15 protein-coding genes are annotated in these 17333 nt (G+C 64.9%); 4 read left to right on the top strand and 11 right to left on the bottom strand.

Features of this window, described 5'->3' with window-relative positions; all coding sequences use genetic code 11:
* Positions 1-12: 12 nt before the first annotated feature.
* Together AB8717_RS20130 and AB8717_RS20125 are read right to left on the bottom strand one after the other, a co-directional pair.
* The gene (locus AB8717_RS20130) at positions 13-1209 is read right to left on the bottom strand and encodes a beta-ketoacyl-[acyl-carrier-protein] synthase family protein (RefSeq protein WP_443751309.1); all 1197 of its coding nucleotides are present in this window, start codon (positions 1207-1209) and stop codon (positions 13-15) included.
* 1 nt (position 1210) lies between these two features.
* Complete coding sequence (locus AB8717_RS20125; RefSeq protein ID WP_443751308.1) at positions 1211-1465, bottom strand: acyl carrier protein; 255 nt, start codon at positions 1463-1465, stop codon at positions 1211-1213.
* A gap of 173 nt (positions 1466-1638) precedes the next feature.
* Here AB8717_RS20125 and AB8717_RS20120 point away from each other — a divergent pair, with 173 nt between their 5' ends.
* The 4 genes from AB8717_RS20120 to AB8717_RS20105 all read left to right on the top strand — a co-directional run bounded on the left by AB8717_RS20120 (position 1639) and on the right by AB8717_RS20105 (position 5143).
* Positions 1639-2058 carry a DUF2147 domain-containing protein gene (locus AB8717_RS20120; RefSeq protein ID WP_443751307.1) on the top strand — a complete coding sequence of 140 codons (420 nt, stop codon included), beginning with the start codon at positions 1639-1641 and terminating at the stop codon, positions 2056-2058.
* Between the two features lie 121 nt (positions 2059-2179).
* The gene (locus tag AB8717_RS20115; protein WP_443751306.1) at positions 2180-3820 is read left to right on the top strand and encodes a hypothetical protein; all 1641 of its coding nucleotides are present in this window, start codon (positions 2180-2182) and stop codon (positions 3818-3820) included.
* Positions 3821-3953: 133 nt separating this feature from the next.
* Positions 3954-4691, top strand: a complete 738-nt coding sequence (locus tag AB8717_RS20110; RefSeq protein WP_443751305.1) for a FadR/GntR family transcriptional regulator — start codon at positions 3954-3956, stop codon at positions 4689-4691.
* A complete protein-coding gene (locus AB8717_RS20105; RefSeq protein WP_443751304.1) occupies positions 4691-5143 on the top strand; it encodes a GNAT family N-acetyltransferase in 453 nt (150 codons plus the stop codon). The genes AB8717_RS20110 and AB8717_RS20105 overlap by 1 nt, the downstream gene beginning before the upstream one ends.
* Here AB8717_RS20105 and AB8717_RS20100 read toward each other — a convergent pair.
* The 9 genes from AB8717_RS20100 to AB8717_RS20060 all read right to left on the bottom strand — a co-directional run bounded on the left by AB8717_RS20100 (position 5140) and on the right by AB8717_RS20060 (position 17270).
* Positions 5140-6174, bottom strand: a complete 1035-nt coding sequence (locus tag AB8717_RS20100) for an arabinan endo-1,5-alpha-L-arabinosidase (protein WP_443751303.1) — start codon at positions 6172-6174, stop codon at positions 5140-5142. The genes AB8717_RS20105 and AB8717_RS20100 overlap by 4 nt on opposite strands.
* A gap of 324 nt (positions 6175-6498) precedes the next feature.
* Positions 6499-9204, bottom strand: a complete 2706-nt coding sequence (locus tag AB8717_RS20095) for a TonB-dependent receptor (protein ID WP_443751302.1) — start codon at positions 9202-9204, stop codon at positions 6499-6501.
* Between the two features lie 234 nt (positions 9205-9438).
* The gene (locus tag AB8717_RS20090) at positions 9439-10581 is read right to left on the bottom strand and encodes a cellulase family glycosylhydrolase (protein WP_443751301.1); all 1143 of its coding nucleotides are present in this window, start codon (positions 10579-10581) and stop codon (positions 9439-9441) included.
* Positions 10582-10643: 62 nt separating this feature from the next.
* The gene (locus AB8717_RS20085) at positions 10644-11846 is read right to left on the bottom strand and encodes a 1,4-beta-xylanase (RefSeq protein WP_443751300.1); all 1203 of its coding nucleotides are present in this window, start codon (positions 11844-11846) and stop codon (positions 10644-10646) included.
* A gap of 4 nt (positions 11847-11850) precedes the next feature.
* A complete protein-coding gene (locus AB8717_RS20080; protein ID WP_443751299.1) occupies positions 11851-12990 on the bottom strand; it encodes an aldose epimerase family protein in 1140 nt (379 codons plus the stop codon).
* Positions 12991-13145: 155 nt separating this feature from the next.
* Positions 13146-14465 carry an extracellular solute-binding protein gene (locus tag AB8717_RS20075; protein WP_443751298.1) on the bottom strand — a complete coding sequence of 440 codons (1320 nt, stop codon included), beginning with the start codon at positions 14463-14465 and terminating at the stop codon, positions 13146-13148.
* Complete coding sequence (locus tag AB8717_RS20070) at positions 14462-15292, bottom strand: carbohydrate ABC transporter permease (RefSeq protein ID WP_443751297.1); 831 nt, start codon at positions 15290-15292, stop codon at positions 14462-14464. Before AB8717_RS20070 ends, AB8717_RS20075 begins: the two co-directional genes overlap by 4 nt.
* A complete protein-coding gene (locus tag AB8717_RS20065) occupies positions 15289-16167 on the bottom strand; it encodes a carbohydrate ABC transporter permease (RefSeq protein ID WP_443751296.1) in 879 nt (292 codons plus the stop codon). Before AB8717_RS20065 ends, AB8717_RS20070 begins: the two co-directional genes overlap by 4 nt.
* Complete coding sequence (locus AB8717_RS20060) at positions 16164-17270, bottom strand: ABC transporter ATP-binding protein (protein WP_443751295.1); 1107 nt, start codon at positions 17268-17270, stop codon at positions 16164-16166. Before AB8717_RS20060 ends, AB8717_RS20065 begins: the two co-directional genes overlap by 4 nt.
* Positions 17271-17333 lie beyond the last annotated feature (63 nt).

The raw sequence follows: 17333 nt of genomic DNA, 5'->3' as shown, positions 1-17333 counted from the left end.
GGCGGCCAGTGACTACTCCATGCGCGACAGGACAAGCGACGCGTTGCTGCCGCCGAAGCCGAAGGCGTTGCACAGGCTGTGGCGGATGTCCACTCCCTCGCGCGCCGCATTGGGCACATAGTCGAGACCCAGCTCCGGGTCGGGCGTGCCGAAATTGACCGTCGGCGCGACGAAGCCCTCGGATACGGCCAGCAGGCTGGCCAGCAGGCTGACTCCGCCCGCCGCGCCGAGCAGGTGGCCGTGGACGCTCTTGGTCGCCGACACCGGCACGGCCTGGGCGTGGTCGCCGAAGACGGCGCGCAAGGCGTTGGTCTCGGAAATGTCGCCGGCCAGGGTCGCCGTGCCGTGAGCGCTGACATGGCCGAGCGCTTCCGGTGCAAGCCCGGCGTCCTTGAGCGCCAGGCCGATGGTTTTTGCCTGGCCTTCGGTATTGGGGCCTGTCATGTGGCTGGCGTCCGACCAGGCGCCATAGCCCGACAGCTGCGCCAGCGGTTCCGCGCCGCGCGCCTGCGCGGCCTCGAGTGTTTCCAGCACGAAGAAGACCGCGCCTTCGCTGAGCAGCAGGCCGCCGCGTTCATAGCAGAACGGGCGCACGATCGCGTCAGGCCCCTGGGCCAGCAGCCGCATGGCCGACCAGACGCGCAGCATGGTGTGGGTCAGCGGCGCCTCCGTGCCGCCGGCTACGACGCGCTCGCAGCGGCCGGACTGGATCAGGGTCATGGCCTCGCCGATGGCGTGCGCCGCCGACGAACAGGCCATGGCATAGGTCAGGCTCGGCCCCTTGCAGCCCCAGGCGATCGATATCTGGGCGCACGGCGCATTGGCCATTGAGCGCATCAGCGCCTGGCTCTTGATCTCCTGGCGCTCATGCCAGTCGAGCACGCTCTGCTCTATGGTCTCAAGCCCGCCGCCGCCACACCCGACATAGACGCCGGCCTCATCGAGCAGCGGCCCCTTTTCGAGGCCGGCCATGGCGATCGCGTCCGTCGCCGCCGCCAGCGCCAGGACCGAACAGCTGTCGAGCTGCTTGGTGCGGATGGCCTCGATCGACGGATCGTCGACCTTGCCGCCGGCAAAGCCGGTCATGGCGCCGTCGAGCGGGCGCGTCGCGGCCTTGCCCGAGCGGTAGAGCGCGCGCAGCTCCGGCAGCGAACTGGCGCCGGGAATCCTCAGGCCATACCCGGTGATGACGACGGCGGGACGGGCCATGTCAGGCCGCCGCCTTCTTGGGCGAACGCTCGATCAGCGCCAGCAGCTCGGGCATCGAGGTAACCTCGCGCAGCTCGCGGTCGTTGATGGCGATGCCCAGGCGGTCTTCGACCGCCATGACGATTTCGATCATTTCGAGGGAATCGATGCCGAGTTCTTCCAGGCTTGTCGCCTGGCTGACGGCGGCTTCGGTCGTGTTCATTTCCTTGGCCACAACCTGATAGAGAACGGCCGAAGGGGTCTGGTCGGTAGACACAGGTGATGCTCCCGGACATAGCACAGCAAGGCCGCGCAAGCAGTCCAACAAAAGCCATCACATTCCCACGTCATCGTGTGTGGCGGAAAGCCATGGCGATATCAAGGCGTCGCGCCCTATTTTTTCCCGATTTCTGTCGTTCTGCTGTCGCCGCCGGGACACGGGAGGGTGACATGCCGGGACTGATCATGATGCTGGCCGCGGCCGAAGCCGCCACGCCGGTGGGGACATGGATGACGCAGGAGCGCGACGCCATCGTGCGCATCGTCGCCTGTCCGGGCCACGCGTCCGAGCTGTGCGGACGCATCGAACGCATCCTCGACCCCACCGAAGCCGACGCCCGCGACGAGCACAATCCCGATCCGTCACGACGCAGTCAGCCGGTGCTGGGACTTTCCATCCTCAGCGGCTTCACGCCGGTCAAGGCCGGCTGGTCGGGCGGCCGCATCTACGATCCAGACGACGGCCGTACGCATACGGGGCTGGACCTGCGGCTTGACGGCGCCGACCGGCTGGTCATCTCGAAACCGGCCTCGCTGTTTATCCTCAAGGCCGAGGTCGGCAAGCAGGTATGGACGCGCGTCGCGCCCTGACAGCGGGGCATACCTCGGGTAAACTCCCTATTTTTCGCAAGCGCGGCTTCGGTCAAAAAACCGGATTGACAATGTTTATCTGTTTTATATGATAAATAATACAATAAAAATGGAGGATGCCATGCCGACCGTGATTTCGAAACATGCCCGCCGTTCCTGGCTGGTCGCAGGCGTTGCGGCCCTGACGCTCGGCGCAACCTCGGCGCACGCCGGACAGGCCCTGATCAGCGACCATCAGGAGCTTTATCCGCGCGCCGTCCTCATCGCGCACTCCGCCACGCACAACGGCGACATCGTGGCCAGCGCTTCCAGCTTCGACGGCGGCGGCCACCAGGACATCTTCGTCAGCCGCGACAGCGGCAGGACTTTTTCGCTGATGGGCGCGGTGACCGACGCCGCCTTCACGAAGGGCCTGTGTTGCGGCGGGCTGTATGAGCTGCCGTCAGCCGTCGGCGCCCTGCCTGCCGGCACGCTTCTGTGGGCCGGATCGGTCGGCGGCGACACGTCGTCAGCCCCCATGGAAATCCGCATCTATGCCAGCCGCGACGAAGGCGCGACCTGGAGCTACCTGTCGAACTGCGCCACCGGCACGGTGCCGCGCAGCGGCGGCGGCCTGTGGGAGCCGAACTTCGCTATCGCCGGCAATGGCGACCTTGTCTGCTACTATTCCGACGAGACGCGCGCCGGCCATTCGCAGATCCTGACCGAGGTCACCAGCCATGACGGCGTGACCTGGAGCGCGCCCGTCGACGTGGTGTCGAGCCCGACGCAGGCCGACCGCCCCGGCATGGCCAGCGTCGTCAAGCTGGCCTCGGGTTCTTACCTGATGAGCTTCGAAATGTGCGGCCCGCTCAACTGCGCCGCCTTCACGAAGACCTCGCCCGACGGGGTGAACTGGTCGCCCACCGACGGCCACGGCACGGCCATCGCTTTGGCCGACGGCACCACCTTCTGGCACACCCCGACCCTCACCCTGGCCAACGGCCAGTTGCTGGCAACCGGGCAGATCCTTACGAAAAACGGCACGCCGGTCACCGGCAATGGCGGCACCCTGTTCATTAACCGGGCCGGTGACGGCACCGGCGGCTGGACCAGCCTGCCCTCGCCCGTCGCGATCACCATGCCGTCGGGCACGGCCGGCAACTACTGCCAGAACTATTCCTCGCCACTCCTGGCCCTGCCGGACGGCCGCCACGTGCTGCAGCTGGCCAGCGATTTTTCGGGCACGGTGTGCAAGACCTGGTTCAATGTCGCGCCGCTCAACGGCGTCACGGTCAGCGGCAACGATGTCAGCGTCAATACCGGCGCCTCGGCCAGCGGCACCTTCACCATCGGCGCCACCGGCGGCTTCGGCGACACCTTCAATCTCAGCGTCTCGGCGCCCGGCCTGCCGGCCGACGTGTCGCTGTCGGCCAGCAGCCTGACCCTGGGCGTCGGCGCCTCGTCCGACGTACAGGTCACAGTCAAGCCGACCGCCACGGCGATGAACGGCGTGGGCGGCCTGTTCGGCGGCACGATCGCCATGGCCGGGCTGGTCTTCTGCGCCGGCCCGCGGCGGCGCAAGCTGGCGATCGCGGCGGCGGCGGCCGTCACCACCCTGTCGGGCTGCGGTGGCGGTGGCGGCGGAAGTGGCGGCGGCAGCGTTTCGACGCCCACGCCGGTCACCACCAGCTACAAGGCCACCCTGACGGCGGTCAGCACCAGCGACCCGCAGGTCACCGCCAGCCGCGACTTCACCGTCCGCATTACGCGACCGGGTTAAACCCCGCCGCAACCGGCAGGCGTTGACGGCATACGCAAAGTATTAATATGATAAATGAGATAGTCGCTTTTCTTTTGGCGCCGGCCTGCTATCGGTGTCTTAGAGACCCTCATTATCGGATACCTTGCCGTCGATGCACGTTGACAAAGAAACAGACGCCAGTGCGCTGCTGGGCCGCAACCTGACCGTGGGCCTGCTCGACCACCTCGGCAAGGCGATCGTCACCGGATTCTACGACAACAAGACCTTCCCGACCGAAGCGCAGCTGGCCGACCAGTACAAGGTCAGCCGCTCGGTGACACGCGAAGCCGTCAAGATGCTGACGGCCAAGGGCCTTTTGACGGCCCGCCCGCGCCAGGGCACGGTCATCCAGTCGACCCTGCACTGGAACCTGCTCGACAAGGATGTGCTGCGCTGGCTGCTCGAACGCAAGTTCTCGCTGGGCCTGCTGCGCCAGTTCACCGAACTGCGCATCGCCATCGAGCCCAAGGGCGCGGAGCTGGCGGCGCAATACGCCACCTATGAAGACCTCAACCGCATGAAGGCGGCGTTCGAGCGCATGGCGGCGGCCGAGGACGGCCACGGCGACCCGACCCTGGCCGATATCGACTTCCACATCTCGATCCTGTTCGCCTCGGGCAACCCGTTCTACTACCAGTTCCAGGAAATGATCCGGACGGCGCTGCAGACCTCGATCAAGTTCACCACGCGCATCAACCAGGTCACGCCCAACCTGCCGGCGCACGAAAACATCATGAAGGCGATCTTCGACCGCGATCCGCCGCGCGCCTTTGCCGCCATGCACCTGATCGTCAACGACGTGCTCGACGTCATCCACGAACAGCAGCGGCAAAACGCCCTGGGCAACTGATGAAAATCCGCTTTGCAGACAGCGACGACATCCCGCAGCTCTTGCAGCTCTATCGTCACCTCGATCCCGACGACCGGATAACCAGCATCGAGGACGGCCGGCGGAACTGGGACGTGCTGACACGCTATCCCGGCAGCAACATCATCGTCGGCCACGTCGATGACGCCATGGTCGCGACCTGTACCCTGATCGTGATTCCGAACCTGACGCGCGGCGGCATGCCCTATGCCCTGATCGAAAACGTCGTGACCGACGCGGGCCATCGCAACAAAGGCCACGGCAAGGCCGTCCTTAAACACGCGGCCGAGGCGGCGTGGGCGGCCGGCTGTTACAAGGTCATGCTGATGACCGGATCGAAACGGCCGGAGACCCTGAACTTCTATCTGGGCGCCGGTTTCGAGCAGAGCAAGACCGGCTTCCAGATGCGCAGGCTGCCGATCCGTCAAGACTAAAGATCGATCTGCACGGACGGCCAGCCGGCGGAATCCCACGTCATTTCGGAAATGCGCAGGGTCGGCGCGGCGCCGTTCTTCGTATCGTAGGCGTGATAGACCAGCAGGTCGCGGCCGCCATCGCGCACCACGGCGCAGTGACCCGGCGCGATGAAGCGATGCGAGCGATACGGCCGGTCGTAGACGACCGAGGTACCATAGCCGTCCATCAGCCTCTTCCCGTCGCGGTCGACATAGGGGCCGGTAACGGATTGCGAGCGGCCGCAGGCAACGTAGTAGTTGCTCTGCATCTCCTGGCAGCAATGGTCGTACGAAGCGAAGAGATAGTACCAGCCGTTGCGCTTGATCAGGAAGGCCGCCTCGATGGCGTTGTCGGCGCCGTCGGGCGCCGGACGATAGGCCAGGCTGTGCAGGGTCTTGTCGCCGGGGACCGGCTTGCCCGTCCCGGGATCGAGCGCGACCAGCTTCAACCCGGTCCAGTAGCTGCCGAAGGCCAGCCACTGCTTGCCGTCGTCGTCGGCGAAAAAGTTGGGATCTATGGCGTTATAGCCGTCGCCCGGATGGGTTTCGAGCACCATGCCGCGGTCGGTCCATCCGTAGTCCGGTGAACTCTTGTCGAGCGTCTTCGTGGTCGCCAGCCCGATCATCGAGCGCATCGAGCCGCCGGTCGACACGGCGTAATACAGGCGGAATTCATTGCCGACGCGCGAAATGTCCGGCGCCCAGCAGCAGTTGCCGCCCACAATGGCGTGCGTCCAGTCCGGCATGGCGTCGAAGACGGGGCCGTTGGTCTTCCACGTCACGAGGTCGGTCGAGGTGCGCCAGCTCATAAGCCCCGCGCCCTGCCAGCCGCCGGAACCGAAGACGTGCCAGGTGTCGCCTTCGCGGATCATGACCGGATCGTGCAGCGAGGTGACGAAGCCCGTCATGCGCTGGTTTATGGTTTCGGCGCGGGCGCCAAGGCCGACCAGTGCCAGGCCGGAAGACGCGCCGATCAGCAGGGCGCGGCGGGAGGTACGCGAACGATCCATGGGAGGGCTCCAGAAAAAAGAAAAGCGTGCCGGCAGTTTGGACGCCCCGGGAAGAAAGGGATGTCTTTGAAGCCCGGCACGCGGAAGACGAAAGACCACGGACAGGCCGTCTTCTCTTGAGGAAAATGCGCGCGGACCCAGGGATCAGGCCCGCGCGCCGGAACGGGCAGGACCCGAACTTTGTAATTCCAGTGGCGATTGATTTGCCTCGATCGCCGTTGGCAAGGGCGACGGCCCGCCGCCGCTGGTGCGGCGAGCCATGCGGCGCTTGAACTGCAAAAAAGCGAGTACCAGCGGCCATTCTTATGACCGCTGGTACGAGACTTAGTACTTGGCCCGCAGGCTGAAGCCGATGAACTTGTCATCGTAGCGGATGTCGTGCGGGAACAGCGGGGTGTCGAAGTAGCTGTGATACTTGCCGCCGTTGATGTTGACGCCGTCGACACTGACGGTCAGGTGCGAATTGATGTCGTAGCTGACCGAGAAGTCGAGGCGGCCGTTCGGCTTGACGTAGTTGAACTTGGCGCCCGAGCCCGGGGTCAGTTCGCCGGCGCCGAAGAAGCCGTCCGTATAGGTGTCACGCCAGTTGTAGACGATGCGGCCGGTGATCCCGTACTTTTCGTACAGCAGGCCGACATTGTACGCCGTCTTGGACACGCCCTGGATCTGCGAACCGAACAGCGGGCTGGTCGGGTCGGTGACCTTGGACGGAGCGTAGGTGTAGTTGGCCATCAGGCCCAGGCCGTTCCAGCCTTCCGGCAGGGTATCGAAGAAGAACTGGCCGGCGACTTCGTAGCCCGAGAGCTTCGAGGTGCCGAGGTTCAGCGGCTGGGTGACGATGTACTCGATGCCGCCGATCGTCTGGACCGAGGTGCCCACCGCGGTGCGGTCGACGATCTTGCGGTCATAGGCGGCGACTTCGAGGTAGTTGCTCTTGCCCCAGTAGTATTCGGCCGTCAGGTCGGTGTTGTCCGACTTCTCGGGACGCAGGTCGGGGTTGCCGCCCGACGCGCTGGGACGGATGTTGGCGTTGAGCGGCACGTCGTAGGTGATTCCCGGGTTCAGGTCGCCGAAGAAGGGCCGCGTGATGACCTTGGCATAGGTCGCCCGCAATTGCAGGTGGTCGGTCAGGCGCAGGCGGGCGCTGGCATTGGGCAGCAGGTCGTTGTCCTTGGTGTGGCGCGTCTGCGGCGTCTGGACGCCATTGACCACGCCGGTGCCGCTCAGGTCGCGCTCGGTGCTGGTGGCGCGGGCGCCGACCAGGCCGTCGAGCGACCAGCCGTTGCTGAAGCCGAAGCCGTACTTGGCCTGCAGGTACAGGGCCGTCGTCTTTTCCGAAGCGTCATAGTCGCGCGTCGGATCCCAGGCCGGGTCGCCCGGGCCCTGGCCGTAGAGGGCGCGCAGGGCGTCGGTGTTGTCGCGCAGGTAATCCGGGTCCGGCGTATACCACTTGGCGCCGTTGTTGATGACCGGGATGCCCGTCGGCGCCTGGATCAGGAAGCCGGCCGGCAAGACCGAGCTGACCAGGGTGACGCGGTTGCCGCCCGGCGCGCCGGGGTTGGCGGTCACGGCGCGGAAGGCCGCATCGCGGTCGGCGTAGCGGACGCCGAACTGCAACTGCTTGATAAAACCTTCGAAGTCGTAGGTGCCGTCGACGCGCGTCTGAAACATGGTCGACTTGGACGTGTTGTAGTCCTGGAACAAGCCGTTCGCCAGGCGGAAGTCGCTGGGGCTCGACAGCGGATCACCCGGCATGACCGTCGTGGCGTGGCCGCCGTCGTCGACCGTGATGTTCACCGCCGAAATCTGCTTGCCGATATCGACGATGGTGTTGCGGTTTTCGTTGTAGGAACGGATGTAGGACAGGTCCCAGTTCACCGCCAGCCGGTCCTGGTGCCACTTCAGCCCGCCGCCGTAGATGTACTGGTCGGTCTTGCCGGTCTTGGCCTGGGTCGAGGTCAGGCCCGGGACGTTGTTGAAGGTCGCCTTGTCGCCGATGCACAGGTGTTCGGCCGGATCGTTCGGATCGGAGCTGGGGAAGCCCGCGCCGTTGACGTGCGCCGTGTCGAAGCAGGTGCTGGTGTTCTGCACATTGCTGATGCTTTGCGCGGCAAAGATGTCCGAGAAGATGAAGAAGGTCGCGAAGGTCGACTTCCAGCCGGCATATTCGGCGTCGGCATAGACTTCGAGATTGTCGTTAGGCTTCCACTGGAAGACGCCGTTAAGCTGCGGACGGTTATAGTCGCCCGTGTCGGTCAGGCCACCGACGCAGGTCGGCAATACCGCACCCGTGCCGCCCGGAGGGCCGTTGCTGCCCGAACGCGGATCGCAGTTGAACGAGATGGGGCGCGAGAAGTGCTGGTCCGAATAGGAGGCGTCGAACAGGACGCCCATCTGGCCGGCCGAAGTGTCGAAGCGGTCCGACAGCAGGATGCTGGCGACGTAATCGCCCTTCTTGGTGTAGGCGCCTTCATTGGCGCGCAGGTTGCCCGCGATCGTCAGGCCCTTCTTGAAGTTGAAAGGCTTCTGGCGCTTGATGTTGACAACCCCGGCCACGCCGCCTTCGACCAGGTCGGCCGAATTCGACTTGAAGACGTCGACGCCCGCCACCGATTCCGCCGGCAGGTCCTGGAAGGCATAGCCGCGGCCGACGCCGGTGAAGATTTCACGGCCGTCCAGCGTCGTTTCGATATCGCCCAGGCCGCGGATGATCACGCCGGTGATTTCGTTGTTGTACTGGTTGGCGGTCTGCACGCCGGGAATGCGCTGCATGGCGGCGGCGACGGTGTTGTCCGGGAACTTGCCGATGTCGTCCGAAACGATCGAGTCGACGACATTGTCCGACTTGCGCTTGATTTCGGCGGCGCGCTGCAGGCTGCGGCGCTGGCCGACGACGACGACAGTATTGGTGTCCTGGCTGGCTTCCGGCTGGGCCGCGGGCTTGGCGTCCTGCGCAAAGGCCGGCAGGGCCGTGAGCAGAATGGCGGCGGCCGAAGCCGTGCCGAGAATGAGATGTTTCCTGTGGGTCATGGACTCGTTTCTCCTGTGGCTGTTCTTTGTCTTTGTTTGGTCGCGCAATTTATCCGAAAAGCGGTGGCCACTTTATTGGATTGCGCTCTGGCACGATCCTCGCCGCACCTTGATGTCTTATTTATATGATAAATAAGATTGATGCTACAAGCTAATTTTATCGTACATATTCGAAAGGGTGGATTGTGACAAATTTGTCGCCGTGCCCGGCGGCTTCGCCGGGCACGGAAAGGCTTACTGGCCTTGGGTCTTATGGGCCTTGAAGGCGGCTTCGGCTTCCGCCGTCATGCGCTTGATCTGGTCGGTTTCAGCCTTGCGGTACGGCGTGCCGTCGGGCTGGAAGATGTCGTGGAACCAAAGCGTCGGCTGGGTCGTCGTATAGGGCCGCTGCCACGAATCCCACGGCATGTTGGTCTGCGTCTTGCCGACAACGAAGCCCCAGTTGATCATGGCGACATTGTACTTGCGGCCCATGGGCAGCGCCGAATCGAAGGTCGAGCCGTTGCCGCGCGCCATATATTCGGTCAGCAACAGCGGCCGGCCGTAGGGTTGCAGCGATCTTATCCGCGCCTCGAGGATTTCCGGCCAGTCGTAATTGTGGAAGCTGATGATGTCCGATTGCGCCAGCTGGATCGTCTCGACGGCGTTGAGGTGGCCATTGGGCGACCAGTCGTCGTTGTGCCACAGCCCGCTGGTCAGCGGTTGGACAGGCCCCTGCCCGCGCGCCCAGTCGAAGACCTGGGGCAGCAGGCGCGCCACGGCCTTGATTTTCACCGGCTCGTCGAGCTGACGGTAATTGCCGCCGCCCTGGTTGTCGGGCTCGTTCCATACGTCCCATGCCAGGATGCGTTCGTCCTTGGCGAAGCGGCCGACAATGCCCTCGACATAGGCTTTGAACTTCGGCGTCTGGCTCTCGTCCATCAGCCCGTCGGTGCCGGGGCTTTGCACCCAGCCGGAATTGTGCGTGCCGGGGATGGGCGGATGCTGCGTGCCGAGCGCCGGGTTCGGGTCCCAGCACGAATCGAACAGTACGAAGATCGGGCGGATACCGTGTTTCGCGGCGATCCCCAGAAACGTGTCGATGCGCGTCTTGAAGCCTTCGGGGTCCTGCTCATACAGCTTGTTGTGCAGGAAGACGCGCATGGTGTTCATGCCCAGGCCCTGCGCGTAACCGAGCTCGCGGTCGATTTCCGTCGGGTTGAAGGTTCCGGCCTGCCACATCTCGAACTGGTTGATGGCGTCGATCGGGATGAAGTTGCTGCCGACCAGCCAGCGCTGCTGTCCGTACCACGCATTGGCCTTTTCCGCCGTCCAGCGCGGAAGGGTCTGCGCATTGGCCTCGGGGGAATACGCCTGTGTGGATACTGTCAACGCCATGCTGCCTGCTACCAAAAAAAGTTTCGCCTGTTTCCAGATTTGCGGTTTCATAGTCCTTTTTCCTATTTTTGGGCAGCGAAATCCGCTGCGGCGCGGGCGGTGGCGGCGCGGATCTGCTCCGTTTCGGCCGGGCGATAGGGCTTGCCGTCGGCGTAGAAGATGTCGTGGAACCAAAGCGTCGGCGCGTTGGCCGTATAGGGACGCTGCCACGAATCCCACGGCATGTTGGTCTGCGTCTTGCCGACGACGAAACCCCAGTTGATCATGGCGACGTGGTATTTTTCGCCGAGCGGCAGGGCGCTGTCGAAGGTCGACCCGTTGCCGCGCGCCATATATTCAGTCAGCAGCAGCGGGCGGCCATAGGCCTTCAGCGTCACGATGCGCTTTTCCAGGTCTTCCGGCCATTCGTAGCTGTGGAAGCTGATGACGTCGGATTGGGTGATCTGGATCTCTTCCGTGCGGCTATGCTTGCCCTTCAGCGACCAGTCGTCGGTCACCAGCCACACGCCAGACGTCAGCGGCTGGACCGGCTTCTGGCCGCGCGCCCAGGTGAAGACCTGTGGCAGCAGGCGCTCGACATTGGCGACCTTCTGCGCCTGGTCGCTGCGGCCGCCGTCTTTGGCGCCCGCCTTGCCGGAAACCGTCCAGTCATTGGTCTGGCCGTCGCGGTTGTCGGGCTCGTTCCAAACGTCCCATGCCAGGATGCGGTCGTCGTTCGCGAACGCCCCGACGATGCCTTCGACATAGGCCTTCAGTTTCGGCGTGTTCTCCGGCTTGAGGCCGACGGCGCCAGGGCTTTGCACCCAGCCCGAATTGTGCACGCCGGGGATCGGCGCCGGCTGGGGTCCGAGGTGCGGATACGGGTCCCAACACGAATCGAACAGGACCAGGATCGGCTTGATATGGTGCTTCGCTGCGATCGTCAGGAAGGTGTCGACGCGCTTTTTGAAGCCTGCCGGGTCCTGCGCCCACAGCTGGTCGTGCAGGAAGACGCGCATGGTGTTCATGCCGATGCCCTCGGCGTAGCCCAACTCGCGGTCGATCTGCTCGGGGTTGAAGGTATCGGCCTGCCACATCTCGAGCGGATTGATGGCGCCGCTGTTGATGAAGTTGCTGCCGACCAGCCAACGCTGCTGGGCGTACCATGTATTGGCCCTGTCGGCGCTCCAGCGCGCCGGGGCCGGCGCTTGCGGCGTGCGGGCCAGGGCCGGCTGGACGACAAACGCCAGGGCGACGGCGGCGACAGTGAGGGAAAGTCGGGTCATCGGCCTACTTCGCGCTAAAACGGTAGATCAGGGTGTTGGAATAGGTCTCGCCCGGGTGCAGCAGGGCCGAGCCGAAGGCCGGCTGGTTGGGCGTATCCGGGAAGATTTGCGGTTCCAGCACAAAGGCGTCGCCCTCGCGGTAGATGTGGCCCGACTTGCCCGACGACGTGCCGTCGAGAAAGTTGCCGGAATAGAACTGGATGCCAGGCTGATCGGACAGGAGTTCGAGCTTGCGGCCCGATACGGGGTCCTCGACGACCGCCATCAGGCGCGGCTTCGGCGCACGCGTACGGCTGGCGACCCAGTTATGGTCGTAACCGCGGCCATAGACGATCTGGGTGTCGGACGCATCGCGGACGCGCGCCCCGATCGGCGTGGGCTTGCGAAAATCGAAGACGGTGCCCGCGACCTTGCGGACTTCGCCGGTCGGGATGGCGCCTGCGTCGGTCGGCAGATAGGCGTCGGCCAGGAGCGTCAGCCTCTGGTCGTAGACCGGGCGTTCACTGCCCTCGCCCGCCAGGTTCCAGTAGGCGTGGTTGGTGATGTTGACGATGGTGGTTTTCGTCGTCTTCGCCGTATAGACGATGCTCAGCTCGTTGTTTTCATTGAGCGAATAGGTGGCATCCACGGTCATCTGGCCGGGATAGCCCATGTCGCCGTCGGGACTGACATATTCCAATTCGACGCTGGTGTCTGTCACCCTGACGACGCTCCAGTTGACCTTGTCGAAACCCTTGGTGCCGCCGTGCAGCGAGTTGACGCCATTATTGACCGGCGCCTGAAAGGCTGCGCCGTCGATGCTGTACTGGCCCCTCGCGATGCGGTTGGCGAAACGGCCGACCGTCGCGCCGAAATACTGAGGCTGCGACAGGTAATGGCCGAGGTCGGCATAGCCCAGTGCGATGTCAGCCCCCTTGCCCTTGCGGTCGGGCGTGGTCAGCGCCTGGAGGCTTGCGCCGTACGTAATGACGGTGGCGGAGACGCCCTTGTGGTTCTTCAGCGTGATCGCTTCGACCGCGCCGCCATCGGGCAGCATGCCGAAGGGTTTGCGCGCCGTTTCGGCGGAGGCGGCGTGTGCGCCCGCCAGCAGGCAGGCGACCGTCACTGCGGCCGCGACGCTTAATCGCGAAGGGTTTCCAGCCATCATGTCCTCTCTGTTTTTCGTGAATCGCGTGTGGTCCGCGACATGAAATATGTTTTATCGGATTTATCAGATAAATAAAAGAGGCATTCTTTCGCAGTCCACGCGCTCAATCAGAACCTCTCCCGGAATCAGGGCAGGTTCGGGTGTGGAGGCGCCTACGACAGGTTCGTCAGCATGTCGTTGATGCGGTTCTCAGCATCCTTCAGCGCCCGATCGACGGGCTTGATACCGGTGATCGCCGCCGCCAGCTCGTCGCTCAGCATGTCCTGGATGGCGAACTGACGCTGGACGTCGATCGGCAGCCCCTTGCCGTAACTGGTGATCGCCACCAGGTCCTGGCGATGCGGCTGATTACGATACGCAGGATCGCTGGCCACCGCCTGCATCGACGTCAGATGCCCCGAGCGCGTCCACTGCATTTCGTTGACCGCCAGGAATTTCAACAAGCGATAGGCCGCCGCCATCTGCGCCGGCGTACGCTTGCGCACCGGCATCACCCAGGCGTGGCCGTCGACGAAGGCCGAGGGTTCCGCACCGAACAGCTGCGGGTACGGCATGACGCGATAGCCGTTATAAAGCGGCCGGCCAGGCGTCGAAGCTTCGGTATCGAAAGCGCCGATCATCCAGGTGCCGACGATATAGACCCCGCCGGCGCCATTGACGAAGGCCGAGGTCGCCGCCGCATATTCCTGATCGCGCGTCGTCAGGTTCTCGTCATAGATGCGCTTGAACAGGCCGACGATTTCCCGCGCCCGCGGCGTATCGAGCCGGATATGATGCGGGTCGGGGAAGATGACCTCGTGCTCGGCCAGGAGATAGGTATAGAGGTTGCGCGCATAGGCGGCCTTTTCGTTGACCATCGACTGCACGAAATAGGGCTTGCCGGTGCGGTCTCGGAACTGCCGCGCCTGCGCCAGCAACTCTTCCGGTCCGCGCGGCAGGATGGGCGTGCCGTCGCCCGCCACCAGCCCCGCCTGGCGGAACAGGTTCATATTGATATGGAAAAGCTGCGTCCAGGTGTCGAACGGCAGGCCGTAGATGTCGCCGTCCATGCTGACGGCGCGGCGCGCCACCGGGGTGAACTGGTCCGGCGTGATGCCGATGCCTTTCAGGCCCGCCGCCAGCGGCATCAGGAGATGATGCGCCTTGTAGTCGGGGATGACCGCCATATGCATGGTGACAAGATCGGGCGCGTCGTCGGCCGAAATCTGCGCCGACAGCTGATCGTAGCCCGGCCAGGCGACTGTATTGACGACAAGGTGGATGTCGGGGTTTTCCTGCTCAAAGCGATCGAGCAGGCCGGTGATGATCTCGCACTCGCCGGTCGGGTTCTCGGTCGGGGCGCCGAACTTCGGCACGTGGGCGCGGCAGTCGCCGAAGATGCGCTGGACCGTCAGCACCGTGCGCCGGTCGCGCGGCGCGCAGGCCGACAGCGCCGAAGCTGCCAGCAGACGGAGGACACCGCGCCGGTTCATGACCGCACCATGCCGGTGACGGCGCGCACGATGTGGCGCTGGAACAGGATATAGACGATCAGCACCGGCAGGCCGGCGGCCACGGCCTCGGCCATCAGTACGCCGAGGCCCGTCACCTCGGCATAGTTGGTCTGGGCCGCCGCCATGCCCTCGGTCAGGGTGTACATGTCGGGCCGCGTCGCCGAAATCAGCGGCCACCAGTAGTCGTTCCACGACAGCAGGAACGTATAGATGCCGAGGCTGGCCTGGGCCGGCACGGTCTGCGGCAGCAGGACGTGCCAGAAGGTGCCGAAGGTCGAGGCGCCGTCGAGCCGTGCCGCATCCTCGATGCCGCGCGGCAGCGCTCGGAAAGTCTCGGTCATCAGGAAGACGCCGAACGGCGCCGACAGGCCGGGCAGGATCAGTGCGGCGTAGGAATTATGCCAGTGCAGGGCGCTGAAGATATGGTGGCGCGTCAGGATCACCGACTGGTCGGGAATGGCCAGGCCAAGCAGGACAAAGCCGTAGATCCAGTCTCGGCCCGGAAAGCGCAGGCGCCCGAAGGCGTAGCCGGCCAGCGACGACAGGGCAAGGACGCCGATCACCTGCGCGCCCGAAACCAGCAGCGAATTGAGGAACCAGCGCAGCAGCGCGCGATTGCCGAACAGCTCGGCGTAATTGCCCAGCGTATAGGGTCCGGATGGGTGCAGCGGCGCATGGCGCATCAGGTCGACATTGGGGCGCAGCGACAGGAACAAGGTCCACAGAAGCGGCAGCAGCATGGCCGCCACCATGACGGCGCAAAAGGCAGCGCGCGCAACGTCCCAGGGCTTGAAGCGTGCGCTCATGCCGGCACCCTGCGCAGGCGCTGGACGAGTTGCGGCATCATCGCCGCTACGAGGATCAGCACGAACAGGATCTGCGACGCCGCCGCGGCATAGCCGACGTCCCAGTGGTTGAAACCAGTCTCGTAAATGTAGAGGACCATGGGCCGCGACGCGCCGTTCGGCCCGCCTTGCGTCAACAGTTGCGGCTGGCCGAAGAGCTGGAATTGCAGGGCGCATTCGTAGGCCGCCACGAGAATAAGCGTCGGCGTCATCTGCGGCAGGGTGATGCGCAGAAACGCCTGCCAGGGCGTGGCGCGATCGAGCGCCGCCGCCTCGTACAGCGAGCGCGGCACCTGCTGGAGCGCCGACAGGAAAAGGATCATCGGCAGGCCGAGGCTCCACCACACGGTAATCAGGGCGAGGCTGGGCAAGGCCAGGCGCTGGTCGCTCAGGAAGGCGAGCGGCGGGTGATGAAAGGCCGTGGCGGCACGCGCCAGCAGCCCGCCGTCGGGCGTCAGGACCTGCCGCCAGATAATCGTCAGGACGGTCACCGACAGGACCGAGGCGGCAAAGACGATGCTGCGCAAAAAGGCCGCGAAGCGCCCTGCCCTGTTGAGCGCCAGGGCCAGGGCCAGAGCCAGGACGACCAGCGGCGGCACGCAGATCAGCACGAACAGGACGCTGTTGCCCATGGCCTGCAAAAAGGTCGGATCCCGCAGCAGCCGGACATAGTTCTCGACGCCGATGAAGTGCTCGCCGCCGAACAGGTTGGCGCGAAAAAGGCTGAGCCGCATCCCGGCCAGCAGCGGATAGACGAGCAGCCACAGATAGACGGCCAGGAACGGCGCCGCGAACAGCAGATTGCCCCAGCCGGCAGGCGTCCGCAGGGACCTCATGCCGCCTCCGGCGCGTGCCACGCGCGGCCGGTAGCATCGAACAGGTGAGCGCACGCGCCGTCGAACTTCAACCCGATATCGGCGCCCGCCTGGTGCGGGCTGAGGCCCGGCTCGGCGGCAACGATCTCACGCCCGTCGTCGAGGCGGGCATGGACGAAGGACAGTTCGCCCAGGCGCTCGACGAAATCGACCTTCGCCCTGGCGGTCGGCCTTGCCCCGCCGACGCTGACATGTTCGGCACGCAAGCCCAGCTTCCACTCGGGACTGTCCGGCAGGCCGGCAAAGGCGATGGCGGTCTTGACGACGATACCCTGCGCCAGTTCGAACTCGGCGTGGCCGTCGCGGCCGCGCCTGATCGCGCCATCAAAGATGTTCATCGGCGTGGCGCCGACAAAGCGCGCGACGAACAGGTTGGCCGGGCGCGTGAAGATTTCGAGTGGCGTCCCGATCTGCTGGATCTGGTGATCGTGCAGCACCATGACGCGGTGCGCCAGCGTCATGGCTTCGACCTGGTCGTGGGTCACCATGACGACGGTGGCGGCCAGGGTACGGCTCAACCCCGCCAGTTCACGCCGCGTCTGAAGGCGCAGGGCCGGATCGAGGCTCGATAGCGGCTCGTCCATCAGCAGCAGGTCGGGGCGCTTGACCAGGGCGCGGGCGAGGGCCACGCGCTGCTGCTGGCCGCCGGACAGCGCATTGGGCTTGCGCTCGAGCAGGCCGTCGAGGCTCAGGGCCCGCGCGCTGTCGGCGATACGCGCCGCGATCTCGGCCGCCGGCACCTTCATATTGCGCAAACCGAAAGCCAGGTTGTCGCGCACGGTCATGTGGGGATACAGAGCATAGTCCTGGAAGACCATGGCGACGCCGCGCTCGGACGCCGGCAGGTGCTCGACCGGCCGGCCGTTCAGCAGGATCGCGCCGCCGTCAACAGTTTCCAGTCCCGCCATCATGCGCAGCAGGGTCGTCTTGCCGCAGCCCGACGGCCCCAGAATCACGAAGAATTCGCCGGCGCCGATCGCAAACGAGATGCCGCCGAACACGGTGGTCGCGCCATACGCCTTGGCGACGGCGCGGAACTCCAGGCCCTGTTGAGATTTTGACATGGTCGGCGTGGCGGTGAACGGCTTATGCTTGCGGCCTTATGGTGGCCGGATGAGGCGACCTTA

It is taken from the genome of Asticcacaulis solisilvae (genome assembly GCF_052327315.1).
Classification (GTDB): Bacteria; Pseudomonadota; Alphaproteobacteria; order Caulobacterales; family Caulobacteraceae; genus Asticcacaulis; species Asticcacaulis solisilvae_B.
The sequence above is the reverse complement of the archived record's forward strand: the minus strand, read 5'-3'. Positions and strand labels throughout refer to the sequence as shown.